Origin of the sequence: Nocardioides luteus, from assembly GCF_000960475.2 — a bacterium.
Taxonomy (GTDB): Bacteria; Actinomycetota; Actinomycetes; order Propionibacteriales; family Nocardioidaceae; genus Nocardioides; species Nocardioides luteus_A.
Genome location: NZ_JZDQ02000012.1, coordinates 65,620 through 85,476, shown reverse-complemented (window position 1 = coordinate 85,476; position 19,857 = coordinate 65,620). Strand labels below are relative to the sequence as shown.

General features: G+C 68.6%; 22 protein-coding genes and 1 tRNA gene. 9 read left to right on the top strand and 14 right to left on the bottom strand.

Annotated elements, in window-relative coordinates:
* Positions 1–15 precede the first annotated feature (15 nt).
* Together UG56_RS10340 and UG56_RS10335 are read right to left on the bottom strand one after the other, a co-directional pair.
* A complete protein-coding gene (locus UG56_RS10340; RefSeq protein WP_045549507.1) occupies positions 16–579 on the bottom strand; it encodes a TetR/AcrR family transcriptional regulator in 564 nt (187 codons plus the stop codon).
* Positions 580–595: 16 nt separating this feature from the next.
* A complete protein-coding gene (locus UG56_RS10335) occupies positions 596–1,267 on the bottom strand; it encodes a biliverdin-producing heme oxygenase (protein WP_045549508.1) in 672 nt (223 codons plus the stop codon).
* Between the two features lie 437 nt (positions 1,268–1,704).
* On the opposite strand from UG56_RS10335, the gene UG56_RS10330 reads away from it, so the two are divergent.
* The 4 genes from UG56_RS10330 to UG56_RS10315 all read left to right on the top strand — a co-directional run bounded on the left by UG56_RS10330 (position 1,705) and on the right by UG56_RS10315 (position 5,969).
* On the top strand, positions 1,705–3,015 hold the full coding sequence (locus UG56_RS10330; protein ID WP_143054990.1) for a hypothetical protein: 1,311 nt from the start codon (positions 1,705–1,707) through the stop codon (positions 3,013–3,015).
* Positions 3,016–3,184: 169 nt separating this feature from the next.
* Positions 3,185–4,048 (top strand): GmrSD restriction endonuclease domain-containing protein, encoded by an 864-nt coding sequence (locus tag UG56_RS10325; RefSeq protein WP_071327011.1) that lies wholly within the window; start codon positions 3,185–3,187, stop codon positions 4,046–4,048.
* 180 nt (positions 4,049–4,228) lie between these two features.
* The gene (locus UG56_RS10320; protein WP_045549510.1) at positions 4,229–5,386 is read left to right on the top strand and encodes a hypothetical protein; all 1,158 of its coding nucleotides are present in this window, start codon (positions 4,229–4,231) and stop codon (positions 5,384–5,386) included.
* Positions 5,379–5,969, top strand: coding sequence for a class F sortase (locus tag UG56_RS10315; RefSeq protein WP_143054989.1), 591 nt, complete (start codon positions 5,379–5,381; stop codon positions 5,967–5,969). The genes UG56_RS10320 and UG56_RS10315 overlap by 8 nt, the downstream gene beginning before the upstream one ends.
* Before the next feature lie 81 nt (positions 5,970–6,050).
* On the opposite strand, the gene UG56_RS10310 is transcribed toward UG56_RS10315, so the two are convergent.
* Together UG56_RS10310 and UG56_RS10305 are read right to left on the bottom strand one after the other, a co-directional pair.
* Positions 6,051–6,377 carry a GroES family chaperonin gene (locus UG56_RS10310; RefSeq protein ID WP_084100871.1) on the bottom strand — a complete coding sequence of 109 codons (327 nt, stop codon included), beginning with the start codon at positions 6,375–6,377 and terminating at the stop codon, positions 6,051–6,053.
* A gap of 28 nt (positions 6,378–6,405) precedes the next feature.
* Positions 6,406–6,663, bottom strand: coding sequence for a DUF3618 domain-containing protein (locus UG56_RS10305; protein ID WP_045549511.1), 258 nt, complete (start codon positions 6,661–6,663; stop codon positions 6,406–6,408).
* A gap of 81 nt (positions 6,664–6,744) precedes the next feature.
* Here UG56_RS10305 and bcp point away from each other — a divergent pair, with 81 nt between their 5' ends.
* Positions 6,745–7,215, top strand: coding sequence for a thioredoxin-dependent thiol peroxidase (bcp, locus tag UG56_RS10300; RefSeq protein ID WP_045549512.1), 471 nt, complete (start codon positions 6,745–6,747; stop codon positions 7,213–7,215).
* A 3-nt stretch (positions 7,216–7,218) separates the two neighbouring features.
* Here the strand turns inward: bcp and UG56_RS10295 are convergent, their stop codons facing one another.
* The 3 genes from UG56_RS10295 to UG56_RS10285 all read right to left on the bottom strand — a co-directional run bounded on the left by UG56_RS10295 (position 7,219) and on the right by UG56_RS10285 (position 8,306).
* Positions 7,219–7,626, bottom strand: coding sequence for a hypothetical protein (locus UG56_RS10295; protein ID WP_045549513.1), 408 nt, complete (start codon positions 7,624–7,626; stop codon positions 7,219–7,221).
* Between the two features lie 110 nt (positions 7,627–7,736).
* Positions 7,737–7,818 (bottom strand) — tRNA-Leu (locus tag UG56_RS10290).
* Positions 7,819–7,868: 50 nt separating this feature from the next.
* Complete coding sequence (locus tag UG56_RS10285) at positions 7,869–8,306, bottom strand: DUF805 domain-containing protein (protein ID WP_256206541.1); 438 nt, start codon at positions 8,304–8,306, stop codon at positions 7,869–7,871.
* A gap of 93 nt (positions 8,307–8,399) precedes the next feature.
* Between UG56_RS10285 and UG56_RS10280 the strand changes: the two genes are divergently transcribed.
* A complete protein-coding gene (locus tag UG56_RS10280) occupies positions 8,400–8,999 on the top strand; it encodes a Maf family protein (RefSeq protein ID WP_045549514.1) in 600 nt (199 codons plus the stop codon).
* Here UG56_RS10280 and UG56_RS10275 read toward each other — a convergent pair.
* The 6 genes from UG56_RS10275 to UG56_RS10250 form a co-directional block, all read right to left on the bottom strand.
* Positions 8,956–9,558, bottom strand: coding sequence for a GtrA family protein (locus tag UG56_RS10275; protein WP_045549515.1), 603 nt, complete (start codon positions 9,556–9,558; stop codon positions 8,956–8,958). The genes UG56_RS10280 and UG56_RS10275 overlap by 44 nt on opposite strands.
* Positions 9,559–9,638: 80 nt before the next feature.
* Positions 9,639–10,817, bottom strand: a complete 1,179-nt coding sequence (locus UG56_RS10270) for an acyl-CoA dehydrogenase family protein (RefSeq protein ID WP_045549516.1) — start codon at positions 10,815–10,817, stop codon at positions 9,639–9,641.
* A gap of 65 nt (positions 10,818–10,882) precedes the next feature.
* On the bottom strand, positions 10,883–11,770 hold the full coding sequence (locus UG56_RS10265) for a carbohydrate ABC transporter permease (RefSeq protein ID WP_045549517.1): 888 nt from the start codon (positions 11,768–11,770) through the stop codon (positions 10,883–10,885).
* Positions 11,767–12,792, bottom strand: coding sequence for a carbohydrate ABC transporter permease (locus UG56_RS10260; protein ID WP_052693717.1), 1,026 nt, complete (start codon positions 12,790–12,792; stop codon positions 11,767–11,769). The genes UG56_RS10265 and UG56_RS10260 overlap by 4 nt, the downstream gene beginning before the upstream one ends.
* A 4-nt stretch (positions 12,793–12,796) precedes the next feature.
* Complete coding sequence (ngcE, locus tag UG56_RS10255) at positions 12,797–14,206, bottom strand: N-acetylglucosamine/diacetylchitobiose ABC transporter substrate-binding protein (RefSeq protein ID WP_045549519.1); 1,410 nt, start codon at positions 14,204–14,206, stop codon at positions 12,797–12,799.
* A gap of 50 nt (positions 14,207–14,256) precedes the next feature.
* On the bottom strand, positions 14,257–15,018 hold the full coding sequence (locus UG56_RS10250) for a sugar isomerase domain-containing protein (RefSeq protein WP_256206540.1): 762 nt from the start codon (positions 15,016–15,018) through the stop codon (positions 14,257–14,259).
* Positions 15,019–15,130: 112 nt separating this feature from the next.
* On the opposite strand from UG56_RS10250, the gene UG56_RS10245 reads away from it, so the two are divergent.
* Positions 15,131–16,093, top strand: coding sequence for an N-acetylglucosamine kinase (locus tag UG56_RS10245; RefSeq protein ID WP_071327010.1), 963 nt, complete (start codon positions 15,131–15,133; stop codon positions 16,091–16,093).
* Between the two features lie 66 nt (positions 16,094–16,159).
* Positions 16,160–17,938 (top strand): acetyl/propionyl/methylcrotonyl-CoA carboxylase subunit alpha, encoded by a 1,779-nt coding sequence (locus UG56_RS10240; RefSeq protein WP_045551853.1) that lies wholly within the window; start codon positions 16,160–16,162, stop codon positions 17,936–17,938.
* A gap of 108 nt (positions 17,939–18,046) precedes the next feature.
* On the opposite strand, the gene UG56_RS10235 is transcribed toward UG56_RS10240, so the two are convergent.
* Positions 18,047–18,763 carry a TetR/AcrR family transcriptional regulator gene (locus UG56_RS10235; protein ID WP_045551854.1) on the bottom strand — a complete coding sequence of 239 codons (717 nt, stop codon included), beginning with the start codon at positions 18,761–18,763 and terminating at the stop codon, positions 18,047–18,049.
* A 147-nt stretch (positions 18,764–18,910) separates the two neighbouring features.
* Here UG56_RS10235 and UG56_RS10230 point away from each other — a divergent pair, with 147 nt between their 5' ends.
* Positions 18,911–19,840: an NAD-dependent epimerase/dehydratase family protein gene (locus tag UG56_RS10230; RefSeq protein WP_045551855.1), complete on the top strand. Its 930-nt coding sequence runs from the start codon at positions 18,911–18,913 to the stop codon at positions 19,838–19,840.
* Positions 19,841–19,857 lie beyond the last annotated feature (17 nt).

Sequence of the window (19,857 nt, the reverse complement as noted above, 5' to 3'; positions counted from 1 at the left end):
ACCTGCGCGCGCAGCTCACCAGGCGCCGACGGCGCGGAGCACGAACTCCTCGATCCGTTCGGCGGGAAGGTGACGGGTGCCGAGGACGGCGTGGATGAGGGCGAGCGTGGCGTCGATGTCGGTGACGGCGAAGATGCCCTGCTCGGCGCCCTGCTCGAGGATCTCGGCGAGGACCCGCTCGACGGCGACGACGTGCTCGCGGATCTCCTGCCGGGCCTCCTCGGGGAGCCCGCCGTAGACCTGAGGGCCGAAGCCCATGTGGAACCTCTCGCCGAGCGTGAGGTGGTTGCGTACGTAGATCCGCAGCCGCTCCGCCGGCTGGTCGCTCGCGGCGAGCTGAGCCTGCAGGGAGGCGACGTACTCGGCGGTCTCGTGGGTCGCGAAGGCGACCATCACCGCATCGCGGTCCTTGAAGTGGTGGTAGATCGCGGTGCGCCCGATGTCGGCGCGCTGCGCCAGCTTCGACATGGTGACAGCGTCATAGCTGCCCTCCGCCATCAGCTCCGCGAACGCCGTGAAGATCCGCTCGCGCACCAGCTTGCGGTGCTCGGGGACGTTCTCGGCGGCGATACGGGGCACGAGGACGAACCATAGTTCACAGGCGATAGTCGTCGAGGCGAGCGCCGAGCTCCTCGAAGAGTGCCTGGTTGAGCCCGAAGGCGACCCGGACCTCCTCGACGATGCGGATCTTCTCCGCGGGATCGAGGTCCAGCGCGTCGAGGCGAGCGCGGTAGCCGTCCTTGTAGGGCTTCGGCTTGGGGATCTCGGCGAACTCGTAGAAGTCCACCCCGTCCCCGCCGAGCTCGAAGAACCGGTCGAGCAGCCGGCCGATCGCCTGGCCGCCGGAGAGGTCGCCGAGGTAGCGGGTGTAGTGGTGGGCGGCGTAGAGACCACCCCAGGCGCGGGTGGCCTCGATCCGGGCGACGTACGCATCGGCGGCCGCCGACTCCACGGCATCGGTGTCGACGCCCGGCGCCCATACGGCCAGGTCGGCGTCGATCGCGGCCAGGCGCTCCAGAGCCACGTCATGGACGGCGGCCGCGATGGCGTCGGTGGCCGCCAGGTCACGGCCCACCGACTCGAGCGCGAGATATACCTTGCGCAGACGCAGCAGGTAGTCGGCGTACCCCTGCTCGTTGACCCGGCCCGCCAACAGCTCCCCCATGAACGAGGAGGTCTCGGCGGCGGTGTGCTCGGCGCGGGACCCCTCGCGCATCAGTGCGGAGAGCGGAGCCTCGGTGGTCTCGTCGACGAGTTGGGCGGACATGTGTGCTCCAGTGAGGTCGGGGCGTCGGGCGATCGGCGTTCCGGACAAAGATACTGACACACTGTCAAAAAGTTCTCAAGATCTAATTTAGGTTACCCTAAGTTCCCGCACGGGGGATTGAGCACGACTTTTTGCCATCGCGACCGAAAAGAACAACCGGGGCACAAGATCCATACGCCCGGTCCATATCGGAGGCGGCTTCCGGGACCTTCGTCATTTCCGTCCGGATCTCGACCGCGAACACGACCTGTTACCGGCGAAGTTACGGCGAAATTTTGCGAATTACGGCGGCGGTCGAGCGCTGGGCGACGGCGAATCGACGTGGTTAGACTCCCCGCTTCGTCACGGCGAGTCACAGCAACCGGGGGGCTGCAGCAGCTGACTTCTACTCGTCGTGCCCTGTCATCGACAGTTATCAACATCATTGGAGAAGTCACTTGCGCTCCCCACTCTCGGTCCGCGGAGCCGCCGTTGTCGCGGCGACCGCGATGATCGGTCTCTGCGTGACCGCGGCCCCGGCGACGGCGGCGGAGAAGAAGCCGCAGGCCAAGGCCTCGTCGGTCGCTCTGACCGTCGACGTGTCCGACAAGGTCAAGATGGACACCGGCCGCTACACCGCCACCTACAACGGCAAGAAGACCGTCAACTCCGGCACCAACAAGCCGGCCCTGCCACTCCTCAAGGGCGAGCAGCAGCTGATCTCCGTCGGCGTCTTCGCGCAGGACGCCGCCGCTGCGCTCCGGAACGGCACCGTCTACTCCGGCGCCTGCTCGGCGCTGGCCGGCGAGGGTGCGACCCTGGTCGCGATCGGTGACGGCGACAGCTGCGTCAAGCCGGGCGAGGCCGTCAGGGTGAACCTCGCCGAGCTCGACCTCCAGAAGCTGGGCGCAACCACCGACTACCTGCTCACCGACGAGAGCAAGGACGTCCACGTCAAGCTCGGCCCGGTGAACGACCTGGTCCAGACCGTCGTCGCCAACGTCCTCAAGAAGGTCAGCGGGCTGTCGGTCGGCATCAACCTCGATGCCGCCGAGAGCACCTGCATGGCGAAGGACAGCTCGTTCAAGGGCACGACCCGCCTCAAGAACGCCGCCGTCACCGTGACCGTCCCCGGCAAGGGTGACGTCCAGGTCGCCGACCTGCCGGTGAACCCGAAGAAGAACACGACGGTCGTCCCCGACCTCTCCCCGGTAACCGACGCCGTCCTCGGCCGGGTCGACACCCTGCTCCGGTCGGGCCTGAAGAGCGAGATCGCGCCGGGCGTCCTGGACATCTCGATCCGGACCAACCTGATCGAGCTGGTCAAGCAGCAGCTCGCCACCGTCCTCAAGGGTCTCGAGACCGACCTGGTCAAGCTCACCCTGAACAAGCAGGACAAGTCCGCTCACGCCCTCGAGGTGTCCGCTCTGGACGTCAAGGTCCTCGACGCGGTCAAGAAGGTCGGCGCCCCGACCGCCGCCAAGGTCGCCATCGGCACCAGCACCTGCGGCACCAACGGTCTCACCGCGTCGGAGGAGAAGGCCGTCACCACCGGCAAGAAGACGAACGTCGACGTCGTCGCCTCCGGTGACAAGTCCGACCCGGAGGCCGGCGTCGCGGCCAAGCCCGACAACGCCCCGGCCAACGCCGAGCTGAACCTGCTCTCGTCCCCGGCCGGCAAGGGTGGGGTCGCCGCCGGCGCGCTCGTGCTGCTCGTCGCCGCGGCCGCCGCCACCCGGTGGTTCCTGCTGCGTCGCGCACACGCCTGATCCACCGATCAGCACCCGGTCCCGGGCCAAGGCTCTCAGCCTTGGCCCGGGATTCCTTTTGCGGTAAGCGATCGGCGGCGCGCCTGCGTGCCGACCGCCGCAGGATCCGACAAAGTTACGCCGCCCCCGATGCTCCCCAGAGCTCTTCCCCAATTCTCTGGAGTCCCCCATGCTGCGCCCGTTGGCGACCCTGTGCGCCGTCGTACTCCTCTGCTCCGGCTGCGCCGAGATCGCCGAACCCGACACCGCCGTCCAAGCCGGGTACGGCGCCGACAGCGGCGAAGAGGTCAGCCTTCCGCTGACCGAGGCCATCGCGAGGCTGCCGGTGGCCAAGGAGGTCACCTCCGGCTACGAGCGCGAGAAGTTCCACCACTGGGTCGACGCCGACGGCGACTGCCAGGACGCCCGCACCGAGGTGCTCCTGGAGGAGTCGAGGAAGAAGGCACGCGGCAGGTGCGAGGCCACCAAGGGCGTATGGCTCTCTGCGTACGACGGCGTCACCCTCAAGCGCCCCGGCGGACTCGACATCGACCACATGGTCCCGCTCAAGGAGGTCTGGGAGTCCGGCGCCGACGCATGGAACGCCGAGGAGCGGGAGGCGTACGCCAACGACCTCGGCGACCCGCGCACCCTCATCGCCGTCACCGCCGCGACCAACCGCAGCAAGGGCGACCAGGACCCGGCCGACTGGATGCCCGACGCCACGAGCTACCACTGCACGTACGTCGCCGACTGGGTCGCCGTGAAGATCCGCTGGAGCCTCTTCGTCGACCGTGCCGAGAAGGCCGCGCTGAAGAGGACCGCCGCGGGCTGCGACGACCCCGAGATCACCGTACGGCTGGCCCAGGCCGGACCACCCGAGGCCGGCACCGGCCAGAGCGGCACCCCCGCCGGCGGCTCCGGCGAGGACCCGCGCTTCGACACCTGCGCCAAGGCGACCGCGAAGGGCTACGGGCCCTACCGGAAGGGACGCGACGCCGAGTACGAGTGGTATCGAGACGGCGACAAGGACGGCACGGTCTGCGACAGCTGATTCCGCTGCACAGAACGGGTTACCTGCCCGTAACCCCCGGCGTTCCTCGACCGTTGTGTGTGACGAAGGTCAAAGGGAGGGGAGAAGTACGTGCGCACAACACTCATCGCGCGGGGAGCCGCAGTCGCGGCTGCGGCCGCCATGGTTGCCTTGTCAGCCGCACCTGCAAGCGCCGCAACGGTGTCGCAGGCGTCCGCAACCGCGCTGAGCCTGGAGCTCGCCGGCACCGGGGCGAGGGACACAGGCACATATGCCGTCACCAATGACGGCTCCACAGAGTCCGCCACCGGCACCAACGAGCCGCTCATCACGGCGCTCGGTGGGCAGGAAGCGATCCAGGCGGGCACGCTGGCCCAGGACGCGGTGGCCAAGAAGAACGCGACCTCGGCTGCCTGCTCCGGTCTCGCCGGAGACGGCGCGACCGTGGTCGCCGTCGGGTCCGGCAACTGCCTCAGCGGCGGCGACAACATCTCGCTCGACGCGGCCAGCCTCGACTTCAGCGACGTCGAGCTCGTCTCGTCGGGGCTGTTCCAGGGCGTCGACCAGCAGCTGATCACCGCGTTGAAGGATGCCGGGCTCAGTCAGACCGCGGTCACCGACCCGCTGTCGAAGGCGCTCGGGGATCTCCTCGCGGCCATGGGCGATCCCGGTCTGCACCTGGACCTCGGCGCCGTGCAGAGCAGCTGCACCGCCGACAAGGACACCGCCTCCGGCGACAGCAGCCTGGCGAACAGCCGGGCCTACATCACCGTTCCGACCGTCGGCGACGTCACCCTGGTCGACCTTCCGGTCGACCCCGCCGTCAACCAGAAGGTCGTCACCGACCTGACCGGCGTGACCGACGCGATCCTGGATGCTCTGCGCACCCAGTTCAGCAAGGCCCTGAACGGCGCCCTGGCACCGGCCAACGGCGGGCTCGACCAGCTCCAGAAGCAGGTGCTCGACACGGCCCTCGGCCAGATCCAGTCGCAGCTCGCGCCGCTGGAGGAGAACGTCCTCGACATCACCCTCAACAAGCAGGACACCGCGCCCGGCGAGATCACGGTGACCGCGCTGGACGCGAAGGTCCTGCCGGCAGCCGAGGGGTTCGTCGGCGGCAGCCTCGCGCACCTGACGATCGGCACGAGCCACTGCGGCCCGAACAGCCCGATCACCAAGACGGTCGTCAACAACCCGCCGAAGAACAACCCTCCGGCCTCGGTCCCGACCGTGGTGACCGCCGGCATGGAGAGCTACGACGACGGCAGCGCCGGACGTATCGCCCTCGTCACCCTGCTGCTCCTCGCGGCCGCGGGCGCCGGTGCGGCGACGTACGTCCGCATGCTGCGGCGTGGCTGAAACCACTGCTGACTCGCCGTCGCGGCTCGCCGCGGCGGCGAGCAGCCTGTGGACCGGCTTGGTCGTGCTCGCCGTGGCGATGGTGCTGGCCGGGCTGGTGTGGCCCGCCGGCAGCGCCGCGGTGGAGGTGCCGCCCGGTGCCCCGAAGCGCCTCGAGCTGCCCGGGCTGCACACGAGGGCCAAGGTCGTGCCGATCCGGCTCGACGGTCAGGTGCTCGACCCGCCGCGCAACCCGCGCGAGATCGGCTGGTGGGTCGGCAGCGCCAAGCCGGGCTCGGCGCAGGGTCAGACCGTGGTCACCGGCCACACCGTGCACACCGGCGGCGGCAGCCTCAACAAGCTCGACCACATCAAGGAGGGGCAGGAGGTCGACGTCGTCACCAAGGACGGGACCTTCCAGCACCAGGTCGACTCCGTCGAGGTGCTCAGCCGCAAGGAGCTGGCCGAGCAGGCCCAGCGCATCTTCGGCCAGGACCACGGCGACGGCCGGCTGGTGATCATCACCTGCACCGACTGGAACGGGTCGAGCTACGACAGCAACATCGTCGTGATGGCGCACCGGTTCAACGCGCTACCTTCGTGATGCCGAGTCGGCGCATCTGACCCCGTGCCTGGCGAAGCGAAGCGAGCCAGAGGGGTCGGATGCGCCGACTCGGCAGTAAATTCAGAGATACAACCCCGTGGACTCATCCGCGATCCGCTCGGCGGCGACGGCGTGCACGTCGCGCTCGCGCATGAGGATGTAGACCTCTCCGGCGACCTCGACCTCGGGCTTGTCATCGGCGTCGAAGAGCACCCGGTCACCGATCTCGACGGCCCGCGCGTGCGGGCCGACCGCGACCACACGCGACCAGGTGAGCCGCCGGGCCGCGCCCATGGCGGCCGTCGCCGGGATGACGATGCCGCCCGAGGAGCGGCGCTCACCTGCGTCGGAACCCACCTCGACCAGCACCCGGTCGTGGAGCATCTTGATGGGGGTCTTGTCGGTCACTTCCGTCTTGCCTTGCCGGTGGGGGTGGTCAGTTGACCTTGGTGATCTTACGCAGCGTCGCCATGAGCAGGACGGTGCCCACCACCCCGCCGACGGTCTTGGCGATGTTGCCCATCTTCGGCTCGCCGGAGACCGGGTCGACGTAGACCGCCTTGACGGCCGCCACCTGGCGCTGAACGATCGTCTTCGGGCTGCCCCGGTAGATCAGCTCGTCGATGGTGCCTGCGAGCCGCTCGCGGATCTCTTCGATCTCGGACTCGAGCGAGGAAGTCTGGTCCTTGGACATGCGCAGACCTTAGCAACCGGCGTACGTCCACTGCGTGCTCCACCGCTGCGGTTCGCCGGATCAGTTGGGTAGGTTGTCGACATGACGCGTCTCGAGCCGGGCGATGTTGCCCCTGACTTCACTCTTCCCGACGACACCGGAGCGGAGGTCTCGCTCAGCAGCCTCCGTGGCCGCAAGGTGATCGTCTACTTCTACCCCGCCGCGATGACCCCCGGCTGCACCAAGCAGGCCTGCGACTTCACCGACTCGATCGACTCGCTCAAGGCCGCCGGCTATGAGGTCGTCGGCATCTCGAAGGACAAGCCCGCCAAGCTCGCGAAGTTCCGCGAGCGCGACGGGCTCACCATCACCCTGGCCTCCGACGAGGACCTGGCGGTGCACCAGGCGTACGGCGCCTACGGCGAGAAGAAGCTCTACGGCAAGGTCGTCGAGGGCGTGATCCGCTCGACGTTCGTGGTCGACGAGGACGGCAAGATCGAGGTCGCGCAGTACAACGTCAAGGCGACCGGTCACGTCGCCAAGCTCCGCCGCGACCTCGGTCTGGCTTCGTAGGGTCTACTGCTGGTCGTCGGGCTTCTTGAAGTCCGGCGGAGGAGGTACGTCCCCCGGGATCTCCTTGGGAGGCTCGACGACCACGGGGCCGGTGCCGGCGCTCCACTTGGCGCCGGTCTCCTTCAGCCACTCGCCCGCGTGGGCGGCGACCTCGGTGGCGGCGGCGCCGACCTGGAGCAGACCGGAGATCGCCTGGTTGCGCGGCGAGTCGGCGTCGGGGGCCGACGCCATCTCGGCCCGCTTGGCCTCGATCTGCGCCTTGAACTCGCCGGCCTTTTCGATGGTCTTCTCGCCGCCGGTGACAAGGTGAGGTGCCGACTTCACCTTGGCGTCCTCGACTGCGGGCTTGGCGCCTTCGACGCCCTTCTGGACGCCATCGCGCCAGTTGGACGCGTTGTCCTTGAACGACATGACTTCATCCCTCTCTGGATGGGGTGTTGTTCTTCCATCCTTGGGGGTCAGGTCTCTGTTGTCCATGGGGATCGACCCTGGTGCGCCCCGGGTCCGACCCGGATTCTGGGTGCCGAAGGCGGGACTTGAACCCGCACGTCCTAAGACACAGGAACCTAAATCCTGCGTGTCTGCCAATTCCACCACTTCGGCCGAGCGCCGATCAGTCTAGAGACTGATCGGCGCTCGTGGTTAGCCGCCGATCAGGCGACGTTGTACTTGTCACCCTCGGGCTTCTCCGGAAGAGCCCAGAAGACGATCAGCACGATCCAGCCGATGCACGGGAGCAGCCAGAGCAGCTGCCACCAGCCGGAGCGGCCGGTGTCGTGCAGCCGGCGGGCACCCACGGCGAGGGACGGGACCAGGATGGCGAGCGAGAAGAGGCCACCGACGATGGACCCGGCCGTCGAGTCGGAACCGAGGAGCAGGTTGATCGCCATGTTGACGACCACAGCGGCACCCCAGGGCCACCAGAACTCGGAGCGGCTGGCGCGCCCCTCGAACGTGGCGTACTTCTTGAAGAAGCGCACGATGGCGTCGCGCGGCGCAGCGCCGCGGAGCGGCTGGCTCAGTGAAACTTCCCCCACGGGGCCAGCGCCGTACGGCTGCTGCGGGGGCGGGGGCGGCGGGTAATCCGTCACGTCGGATATCTCCTCGTCGAGATGAATTGGATGTGCGAAACCTAGTCGGGACGGGCACCGAGGTAAAGGACCGCGACCCCCTAGGGTGGAGCCATGACCACGCTGGTCCTCGCCTCCCAGTCCCCCGCTCGGCTCCAGACGCTGCGCAGCGCAGGTGTGGAGCCTGTGGTGATCGTCTCCGGCGTCGACGAGAGCGTCCTGGACGGCCTCGCGCCGACCGAGCTCGCGCTGGGGCTCGCCGAGCTCAAGCGCGACGCCGTCGCCGACCGGTCGGACGTCCCCGAAGGAGCGCTCGTGCTCGGCTGTGACAGCGTGCTCGAGCTCGACGGCAAGGCGCTCGGCAAGCCGCACGACCCCGACGAGGCGATCCAGCGCTGGCGGGAGATGCGGGGACGCAGCGGCGTACTCGTCTCCGGGCATGCGCTGACCGACACCGCGACAGGTCGGCAGGTGTCGCAGACCGCCGCCACGACGGTGCACTTCGCCGAGGTGAGCGACGAGGAGATCGCGGCGTACGTCGCGACCGGCGAGCCGCTGCACGTGGCCGGCGCGTTCACGATCGACGGGCTCGGCGGTGCTTTCATCACCGGGATCGAGGGCGACCACCACAACGTGGTCGGGCTGAGCCTGCCGCTGCTACGCCATCTGCTCAGCCGGCTCGGTCATGCGTGGCCTGATCTGTGGAACCGCTGATCGGCTCGCGACGGTCAGGGGCCACCAGGAGCGGTCCGGCGGCGGCCTCGAGCGCGGCCGCCTCCTCGTCGACGCTGCCATAGACCTGCGTGTAGCGGATCGGGCGGCCGAAGACGAACGTCCGGAACAGGAAGAATCGCGCCACCTGACCCATCAGCACACCGACCACGTTCGCCGAGAGGTTGTCGGCGATGGCGCTGTCCCAGCCGATCACGCTGCGGGTGACGTAGAGGCAGGCGATCGGTAGCAGCATGGTGACCGCGTTGATCACGACGTAGGCGGTGAAGCCGCCGTCGGGATGGTCGGAGACGCGGTGGCGGAAGGTCCAGCGGCGGCTCAGGTCGTAGCTGATCAGCATGCCGACCGTGTTAGCGATGATGTAGGCCGGGATCGGCTGGCCGTTCATCGGACCCGCCCCCAGGAAGAACCCGTGGACGAGTCCGTTGAACAGCACGAAGGCGACTGCAGTCGCGATCCCGCCCACCATCATGAAGCGGACCACCTCACCGAAGAGGCGGGTGCGACGCAGCCGTCCCAGCAGCTGTCCCCCGAACACCATGGAGCCACAGTAAACGGTCAATGGTGAGATGGCTCTTGATTACTTCCCGCGGTTTGTTCAGTACGCAGTAGGATCCGCCCTCACTCGACGGGCAGGCCGAGACCCCTCGCGATGAGCATGCGCTGGACCTCGGAGGTGCCCTCGCCGATCTCCAGGATCTTCGCGTCGCGGTAGAAACGGGCCACCGGATACTCCTCCATGAAGCCGTAGCCGCCGAAGATCTGGGTGGCGATCCGGGTCGCGGTGACGGCCGACTCCGTGGCATACAGCTTCGCGGCGGCGGCCGCCTGCTTGAACTCCTTCATCGTCACCGCACCCGAGTCGAGCCCCGACTTCATCGCGGCGGCCTCGTACGTCAGCAGGCGCGAGGCCCGCAGCATGACCTCCAGGTCGGCGATCTGGAACGCGACGCCCTGCTTGCGGCCGATCGGGCCGCCGAAGGTCTGCCGCTCCCCGGCGTACTCGAGCGCCATGTCGAGGCAGGCCTGGATGCAGCCGACCGCGAGGGCGGCGATCGCGACACGGCCGTCGTCGAGGGTGGCGAGGAACTGGGCGTAGCCGCGGCCACGCTCGCCGAGAAGGTGGTCGGCCGGGACCCGGGCGCCGTCGAAGGAGAGCGGGTGGGTGTCGGAGGCGTGCCAGCCGAGCTTGTCGTACGCCTTCTCGGCGGTGAACCCGGGCGTGCCCGAGGGGATCATGATGGTGCTGATCTCGGGCTTGCCGTTCTCGCGGGTGCCGGTGCGCGCGGTGACGGTGACGACCGAGGTGATCGAGGAGCCTGAGTTGGTGATGAACTGCTTGGACCCGTCGACGACCCACTCGTCGCCGTCCAGGACGGCCTTGGTGGCGGTCGCACCGGCGTCGGAGCCGGCACCCGGCTCGGTCAGCCCGAACCCGGCCAGCTTCCTGCCCGCGACGAGGTCGGGGAGCCAGCGCTCCTTCTGCTCGTCGGTGCCGTAGGTGAGGATCGGGTTGATGCCCAGCCCGACGGCGGCCTCGAGCGTGATCCCGATCGACTGGTCGACGCGGCCGAGCTCCTCGATCGCGACGCAGAGCGCGACGAGGTCACCCTCACCCCCGCCGTACGCCTCGGGAGCGGTCAGGCCGAAGAGGCCCAGCTCACCCATCTTGTGGACCACGTCGACGGGGAAGTGGTGGTCGCGGTCCCACTGCGAGGCGTGGGGCGCGATCTCCTTCTGGGCGAAGTCACGGACGACAGCACGCAACTCTTCGTGCTCGGGCTGGAGAAATGCGGTCACGCGCCCTAGGTTAGCGCTTATTAACCTAGGGCGCGAGACCCGCATCACATCCGGTCAGATCGAGCTCAGCGGAACGTGCCGGTCGAGACCGTCCCGGAGATCCGCCGCTGGAAGATCAGGTAGACGACCAGCACCGGAAGCACGGTCATCACAACCCCGGCGAAGAGCGCGCCGAAGTCGACGTTGTAGCCCGCCTGGGAGGAGAACGACGCCATCCCCTGGGTGAGCACCCAGTTCTCCCGCTGCGTGTTGAGCGCCACCGGGAGCAGGAACTGGTTCCACAGCCCCAGGAAGTTGAAGATCGCCACGCCGGCCATCCCGGGTGCGGCCATCGGCAGCATGATCTGGAAGAACGTGCGCCACTCCCCCGCACCGTCCATCATCGCGGCCTCGTAGACGTCGTCGGGCAACGTCTTGAAGAAGGCGTAGAGGAAGAAGACGGTGAACGGCAGCGCGTACGCCACGTAGGTCAGGATCAGCCCGGGCAGCGTGTTGAGCAGCCCGAAGCCCTGGAGCACGAAGAACAGCGGGACGATGACCAGGAAGACCGGGAAGGTCAGCCCGCCGAGCATCGTGTAGTAGATGAAGTTGCGCCCGAAGAACTCGAACCGCGCCAGCACGTAGGCGCACATCGCCCCCAGCAGCATCACCAGCACCAGTGCGGTGCCGACGACGATGACGGTGTTGAAGAAGTACGTCCCGATGCCGGCCTTGGTCCAGGCGCTGGTGTAGTTCTCGAAGCTCCACTCGGCCGGCAGCGAGAACGGCGAGGACAGGATCTCCTTCGACGTCTTGAACGAGGAGAGCACCACCCAGCAGAACGGGACGATGACGATCACCGACCAGATGATCAGCATCGTGTGCGAGGTGCCGGCGACCAGCGCGTCGCCGGGCGTGCGCCGCTGGCCGCCGGAGCGGGCAGCGACAGGCTTGTCCAGAGTGACGGTGCTCATCGGCGTACGTCTCCCTTCTTGTCCCGTCCACCGGCGAAGTGGAAGACGGCGAAGACCAGGGCGGCGAAGAGCAGCGTGACCAGGGCGAGCACGACGCCCATGGCAGTGGCGTAGCCGAACTGGCTCTTCTTGAAGGCGATGTTCAACAGGTGCTGGCTCATCGTCAGCGTGCTGTTGGCGGGGCCGCCGCCAGGGTTGAGCGCGGCCATGAAGACGAAGGCGTCGAGGGTCAGGATGCCCAGGTAGATGTAGGCCGTCTGCACGTTGTCACGGATCGAGGGGAGCGTGATCGAGATGGCGGTGCGGAAGCGGCCGGCCCCGTCGATGCGGGCGGCCTCGTAGATCTCCGCCGGTACGCCCTTGATCGCGGCCACGAAGAGCACGGTGTAGAAGCCGATGTTGGCCCAGATCATCACGAACATCGACGCCGGCATCGCCGCGCGCACCTCCCCGAGCCAGGCGTAGTCCTTGAAGCCGTCGAGCCCGATGCCGGTGAGCATCCCGTTGAGCAGGCCGGCGGCCGGGTCGTAGACCTGCGCCCAGAGCAGGCCGATGACGACGGCCGGGACGGCGTAGGGGAAGAACGAGACGACCCGGTAGAAGGCGGAGCCGTTGAGACCGCGTACCTGACCGGTGCTGGGACCGGCGGTGGTCACCACCACCGCTATCGCCAGGGCCGCGACCAGCGTCACCAGCGGCACCACGATCGTCAGCAGTACGTTGTTGCGCAGCGCCTTGAGGAAGGTCTCGTCGTGGAGCAGCTTGGCGTAGTTGTCCAGGCCGACGAAGTTCATGACCGGGGAGAAGCCGGTCCAGTCGGTCAGCGAGTAGAAGAGTGCCTGCCCGATCGGGACCACGACGAAGATGACGAAGACCGCGACCGGAAGGCCGAGGAAGACTGTCATGAACAGTGCCCGGTCGAGGGTGAGCTTGCGGCGACGCCGGCCGGGGGCGGCCCCCCAAGGATTCTCCTCGGTGGGGCCGCCTGCCGTCACGGCCATCGTGGTGGATGGGTCCGGCATGGTGTCAGGAAACCTTGAGCTTCTCGATCGAGGAGTCGTCCGCGACCTTGTCGAAGATGCCCTGGACGGCCTTGGTCAGGCCCTTCACGTCCAGGTCACCGGAGAGGAACGAGTTCCACACGACCAGCTCGTCGGCGTTGGTGCCGTAGTAGTCGTAGAACTGGAAGTTGAAGGTGTTCTCACCGGCGGCGTCGAGCATCGCGCTCTGCGACTTCAGCGCCGCGGAGCCGAACCCGTCGGCAGGGATGGTGTCCTTGACGATGGTCGGCGCGAGCTTCGTCTTGGCGAAGTTGGTCGCGGCCTCCTTCGACAGCATGGCGCGGAGGATCTCCTTGCCGCCGGCGGGGTTCTTCGCCTTGCTCGGGACGATGAAGGCCTCACCGGCCGCGGCACGAACGGCCTCGTACGGCAGCGCCGAGCTGTCGCTGAGCACGAACTCCGGGATGCCGGTCATCTCGAAGCCGTCCTTGGTGGCGTCCTTCATCTCGTTCTCGATCCAGCCACCGCTCGGGTAGAGCAGCGCCTGCTGGTCGTTGGACCACTTGGCCTGCGCGGCGGTGAACTGGGTGCCGGCGCCGCCCGGGATGAACATGTCCTTGCTGACCATCTCGCCGAGCTTGCCCAGGATGTCCTGGATGACCTTGTGGGACCAGATGCCCTTCTCGAGGTTCTCGAGGCCGAGACGCACCTCGTCGCCGCCCTCCTTGGCCGCAGAGTCGATCACCAGGGTGCGGTAGTAGGTCGCCGCCTCCTTGCCCCAGGTCCACAGGTACTTCTTCTTGGCCTTGGCCTTGGCACCGAGGTCGAGCGCCTCGTCCCAGGTCTTCGGCGGGGTCCAGCCGTTCTCCTCGAAGAGGGAGGCGGAGTACCACACGCCGTAGAGGGTCATGACGTAGTTGATCGCCACGAACCGGTCGCTGTAGGTGCCGGGCACCTTGACGTTCGGGTAGAGGGTGTCCTCGATCTTGACGCCTTCGTAGCTGTCGGCCTCGAAGACGTCGTCGAGCTCCTCGAGCTGGGCGGCGATCGAGCTGAAGCCGATCAGGTCCGCACCCGAGTTGTCGATCAGGTCCGGGGGCGTGCCGCCGACGAAGCGCGGCTGCAGCTCCGTGGCGATCTTCGTGGTCGCGCTGACCTTGAGGTCGGCCTTCGGGAACTCCTTGGCGACCACACCTGCGGCGAACTCGACGTAGTCGTAGCCGTAGCCACCGTCGAAGATCACCGCGTCGACGGTGCCGTCCTTGGCCATGCCGAACGGGTTGGACGCGGACTTGGTGCCACCGCCGGACTTGTCGGTGTCGCTACCGGGCGCGCCACACGCTGCGAGCGCTCCGGAGAACGACACGAGCGCCGCGCCGGCGAGGGTGCCGCGCAGAAGAGTCCGGCGGTCGAGCCGGTGAAGCTGCTGGGACATCGTGCTGCCTTCTTTCGGGTGGGTTCCTCTTTACTTCTTCTTACGGGTGTTCAGGCCATGCTTCCGATGCGCTCGCCGTAGCGAGCCTTCAACGCATCGTTGTGCTCATCGCCACCCGGGATATTGGCGGAGAGATAGAGGGGCGGGGTCTCGCCCGCTTCCTGGATCCGCGCGGCGGTGCCGAGGGTCAGGAGCTGGGCGATGTAGGCCGCCGTGATGGAGGAGACGGCACCGGCGAGGATGCCGCCGTCGCCGACCGGGACGGTCGCGTCGCCGAACGGGGCCAGGTTGTCGATCACCACGTCGGCGATCTCGGCCAGGCGCTTGCCGCTGGGGTGCTTGGGGGTGACCGCGTTGGTGTGCTCGAGGCTGGTCACCGCGATCACCGTGTGGCCCTCCTGCTTCGCGCGCAGCGCGATGCCGACGATCGAGCCGTTGACGCCGGAGTTGGACGCGATCAGGAAGACGTCCTCGGGGTGGAACTCGTGGAGCTCCCAGAGCTCGTCGGCGATGTTGGTGTCACGCTCGAGGAGACCGCCCTTGAGGTCGCTCGCCGGCCGGTCCCCCTGGAGGACCGTGTCGCGCAGCGCGATGGCGTGGGTGGGGATCAGACCACCGGCCCGTCCGGCGATCTCCATCGCGAACGCCTGGGAGTGGCCGGTGCCGAAGGCCTGGAGCACGCCGCCGTTGCGGATGCTGGTCACCATCGCCTCGACCGCCTCGTCGAGACCCCCGGACTGCGCAATCGACTGCAGCTCGGACAGGCGTGTGCGAACCTGCTCGTCGAAGGCTCCGAACACGTCTCTGGTCAATTAGTCCACCCACCTAGCAAACTCGCGCCGCGACTGTATGCCGAGGCCTGCGCTCGAAAACTATTTGGAGAGAGTACGCCTGGCAATGGTTTTCTGTTACGAAAAGGTGTCAATGAATAACAACTACTTGGGCCTCGACGCTGGAGGCACCAGCACTCGGGCCGTCGTCGTCTCCTCCGACGGGCTCTGCAGAGGCGTCGGGAAGGCCGGCAGCGGCAACCCGACCTCCGCCGGCGTCGACGCCGCCACCGCGGCGATCAGGGACGCGGTCACCCAGGCCGTGACCTCCGCGAACGCCGGTCCGGTCGCCGGCGCCGCGCTGGCGGTCGCCGGTGCGGCCGACCCCGGGCACCGGGCGGCGATCGTGTCCGCTCTCTCCGGGCTGGTCGCGAGCGAGCCGGTCTTCGACTTCGATGTGCTGGCGGCGTACTTCTCGGGGACGGCGGCGCCGGACGGCTATGTGCTGCTCTCCGGCACGGGGGCGTCGGCGGTGCGGGTCGAGGACGGCCGGCTGGCGGGTATCTCGGACGGGCTGGGCTGGCTGCTCGGCGACGTCGGCTCCGGCTTCTGGCTGGGCCGTGAGGTCGTACGTGCCGGGCTGGCGCCCCTCGACGGGCGGGGCGCGACCACGTCGCTGACCGGCCTGCTGCTGGACCGGCTCGGGATCGCCGTCGACGACCGTCGACAGGGCGGCCGGACCGCGACCCTGGTCGCGGCGACCGCTGCCCTCTACGCGATGCCGCCGCTGCGACTGGCCGACTTCGCAGCGCTCGTCTTCACCGCGGCGGGCGCCGGCGACCAGGTCGCCGCGGGCATCCTCGACCGGGCCGCGGCCGGGTTGGCAGAGACGCTGGCGGCGGTGCGTACGTCTGATGTCGAGGGGCCGCTGGTCGCTGCCGGGAGCGTCCTGGCCCGGCAGCCGGACTTCGCCGCACGGGTCGCTCCCGGGGCGGTTCTCGCCACCGACGGACTGGCCGGAGCGGCGGTGCTGGCGCTGCGTCACGGAGGTGAGCTCGTCGACGACGAGGTCTACGCACGGGTAACCTCGTCGCTCGCTCAGCTCACCGGAGTGTGACAATCGTTACTACGGCTGTCTGAAGCCAGGCCGGAAGGCCTCCCCTAGCATGTCCTTGCATTCACGATGGAGGAGTTCTCGTTGAGCAAGCCACTGACAAAGGTCCTGATCGCCAACCGCGGTGAGATCGCCGTCCGAGTGATCCGCGCGTGCAAGGACGCCGGAATCGGCTCCGTAGCGATCTACGCGGACCCCGACCGTGACGCGCTCTTCGTGCGCCTGGCCGATGAGTCCTACTCACTCGGCGGAGCCACGCCGGCGGAGTCCTACCTGTCCATCGAGAAGATCATCGATGTGGCGCGCCAGTCCGGTGCTGACTCGGTCCACCCGGGCTACGGCTTCCTGGCGGAGAACGCCGACTTCGCCCAGGCCGTGATCGACGCCGGCCTGACCTGGATCGGCCCCTCGCCCGAGGCGATCGACGCGCTGGGCGACAAGGCGAAGGCCAAGCAGATCGCGCTGAAGGCCGGTGCGCCGCTGGCCCCGGGCCTCAAGGACCCGGTCAAGGACGCCTCCGAGATCGTCTCCTTCGCCGAGGAGTACGGCCTCCCGGTCGCCATCAAGGCGGTCTTCGGTGGTGGCGGTCGCGGCCTGAAGGTCGCCCGCACCCTCGAGGAGATCCCCGAGCTCTACGAGTCGGCCGTGCGCGAGGCCGTCGGTGCCTTCGGTCGTGGCGAGTGCCTGGTCGAGAAGTTCCTCGACAAGCCGCGCCACGTCGAGACCCAGTGCCTGGCCGACAAGCACGGCAACGTCGTCGTCGTCTCCACCCGCGACTGCTCCCTGCAGCGTCGCCACCAGAAGCTGGTCGAGGAGGCCCCCGCGCCGTTCCTGACCGACGAGCAGAACAAGCGCCTCTACGAGTCGTCCAAGGCGATCCTGCGCGAGGCCGGCTACGTCGGCGCGGGCACCTGTGAGTTCCTCGTCGCCGCCGACGGCACCATCTCCTTCCTCGAGGTCAACACCCGCCTCCAGGTCGAGCACTGCGTCTCCGAGGAGGTCACCGGCATCGACCTCGTCCGCGAGATGTTCCGCATCGCCGCAGGCGAGGAGCTGGGTTACGACGACCCCGAGGTCCGCGGCCACTCCATCGAGTTCCGCATCAACGCCGAGGACGGCGGCAACAACTTCATGCCCGCCCCCGGCACCCTGACCGAGTGGGCGCCCCCGGCCGGCCCGGGCGTACGCCTCGACGGCGGCTACGAGAAGGGCGAGACCATCCCGGGCTCGTTCGACTCGCTGATCGCCAAGCTGATCGTCTCCGGCCGCGACCGCACCCAGGCACTCGAGCGCTCGCGTCGCGCCCTGGACGAGTTCAAGGTCGACGGCATGCCCACCGTCATCCCGTTCCACCAGGCCGTCGTCAGCGACCCGGCCTACACCGCCGAGAACGGCTCCTTCGACGTCTACACGACCTGGATCGAGACCGACTTCGACAACCAGATCACGCCGTACGCCGGTGCTGCCGGCGAGCCGGCCGAAGACGTCGAGCGTCAGACCGTCGTGGTCGAGGTCGGCGGCAAGCGGCTCTCGGTCTCGCTGCCCGCCGGGCTCGGTGGCCTCGCGGTCGGCGGCGGCACCGGTGCCGCCAAGAAGCCGAAGCGCTCGGCGAAGAAGGCCGGCGCGGCCGCCTCCGGCGACTCCGTCACCTCGCCGATGCAGGGCACCATCGTCAAGATCGCCGTCGAGGAGGGCCAGGAGGTCGCCGAGGGCGACGTCGTCGTGGTCATCGAGGCGATGAAGATGGAGCAGCCCCTCAAGGCCCACAAGGCCGGCGTCATCACCGGCCTGAATGCGACGGTGGGCGAGACGGTCGCCAACGGCGCAGTCATCGCCGAGATCAAGTAGCTCGCCGAGACGTCGATTTCTGACGGCGACTAGTCGGTTTCTGACGGCGAGAGGTCACTCCGGTGACCTCTCGCCGTCAGTTTTTGACCTCTCGACACCAGGAACTGACTACTCGGCGAGTCCTAGGGTGTCGGCCAGGACTGCCAGGTGGAGTTCGAAGAGGGTGGCGGGGTCACCGAACGCATCGGGGCCGAACTGGCCGAAGATCTCGAAGCTGACCCGGCCGAAGAGGCTGGTCCAGACGAGTACGCCGCGGGTGAGCCCGGCGTCCGGGATGTCGAGGCCGAGCTGGTCGCGGATGCCCTGGAGACCCACGGCGAGCGCGGGCGAGATCTCCTCCGACGTTTCGGGGAGGGTCAGCCTGCCCGCGGCGAGAGCGCCCGCACATATCCGCAGCATCGCGGCCGGCACCCGGGTGCCCGGCACGCTGGTGCGCTCATCCGGCGCGGCGTAGCCGGGGACGGGCGATCCGAAGAGCAGCGCGTACGTCGCCGGCTCGGCGAGCGCCCAGGTCCTGACCGCGCGGCCGAGGGCCAGGAACTGGGCGCGGTGGTCGTCCTCGGGGGCGGCCGCGACGGCCGCGTCGACGGCGTCGCCGAGCTCGTCGTACCCGGAGACGAGGAGCAGCGTCAGCAGCTCGTCGCGGCTCTTCACGTAGCGGTAGACCGCCGAGGAGACCACGCCGAGATCGCGGGCGACCGCGCGCAGCGAGAGCGCGGCGGCGCCGTGGACCGCCAGGTGCTCGCGGCCGATCCGGACGATCTCGTCCATGGTCTGCGCCCGCGCCCGTTCGCGTGGGGTGCCGTCTCGTGAGGTGGCTGTCATGGCGTCATCGTGACCCGTCCCGGAGAGCGCTGTCAACAAAAGTGAGCACTGCTCTTGCTTTTGCCGTCGGCAACCGTCAGACTCTTTCCGAGAGCACTGCTCTCGGAGTCTCGACAGGCTCGACCCCAGAAACCAAAGGACACAGCCATGAACAGCACCTACCTCGTCATCGGCGCCGGCCCCGTCGGCGCGACCATCGCCCAGCAGCTCGCCGCCCGCGGTGATCGGGTTCGCCTCCTCACCCGCTCCGGCAGCGGCCCGGTGCACGCGAGCATCGAGCGGCTCCGCGGCGACGCCTCGGACCTCGACACCCTCACCCACGCCGCTGACGGGACCCGCGCCGTCTTCCACTGCATGCACGGCAGCGCCTACGCCGCCGACACCTGGCGTGCCGAGCTCCCGCGGGCCGAGAAGGTCGTGCTCGAGGCCGCCGGGAAGGCGGGCGCCGTGGTCGTCTTCCCCGAGAGCCTCTACGCCTACGGCCACGTCACCGGGCCGATGACCGAGCAGACCCCGCGGAACGCCGACTTCGGCAAGCCCGCCGTGCGGGTCGAGCTGCTCCGCGCCCGCGACGCCTCCCCGACACCGACGGTCAGCGTCGCGGCCTCGGACTTCTACGGCCCGCTGGTGCGCAACGCGCACGCCGGAGAGCGGATGGTGCCGACGGTCCTCGCCGGCCGCACCATGCGCGTCCTCGGCGACCCGGACGCACCGCACTCCTGGACGTACGTCCCGGACCTGGGCGCCGCGATGATCCGGGCGGCCGACGAGGAGAGCCTGTGGAACACCTTCCTGCACGCCCCCACCGCGCCGGCGATCTCGCAGCGGGCCATGGTCGAGCTCTACGCCGACGTGGCCGGGGTCGCCGCCCCGCGGGTCGGCCGCATCCCGACCTGGACGCTCAAGGCGATCGGTGCGGTGCACGCCGGCACCCGGGAGCTGGCCGAGATGGTCTACCAGTTCGACAAGCCGTTCGTGCTGGACTCCTCGGCCAGCGAGTCGCTGCTCGGCCTGTCCCCCACCCCGCTCGAGACCGGGGCCAAGGCGACGGTGGACTGGTGGCGTACGCAGGCCTGAGCGGGGACGGGCTGGGG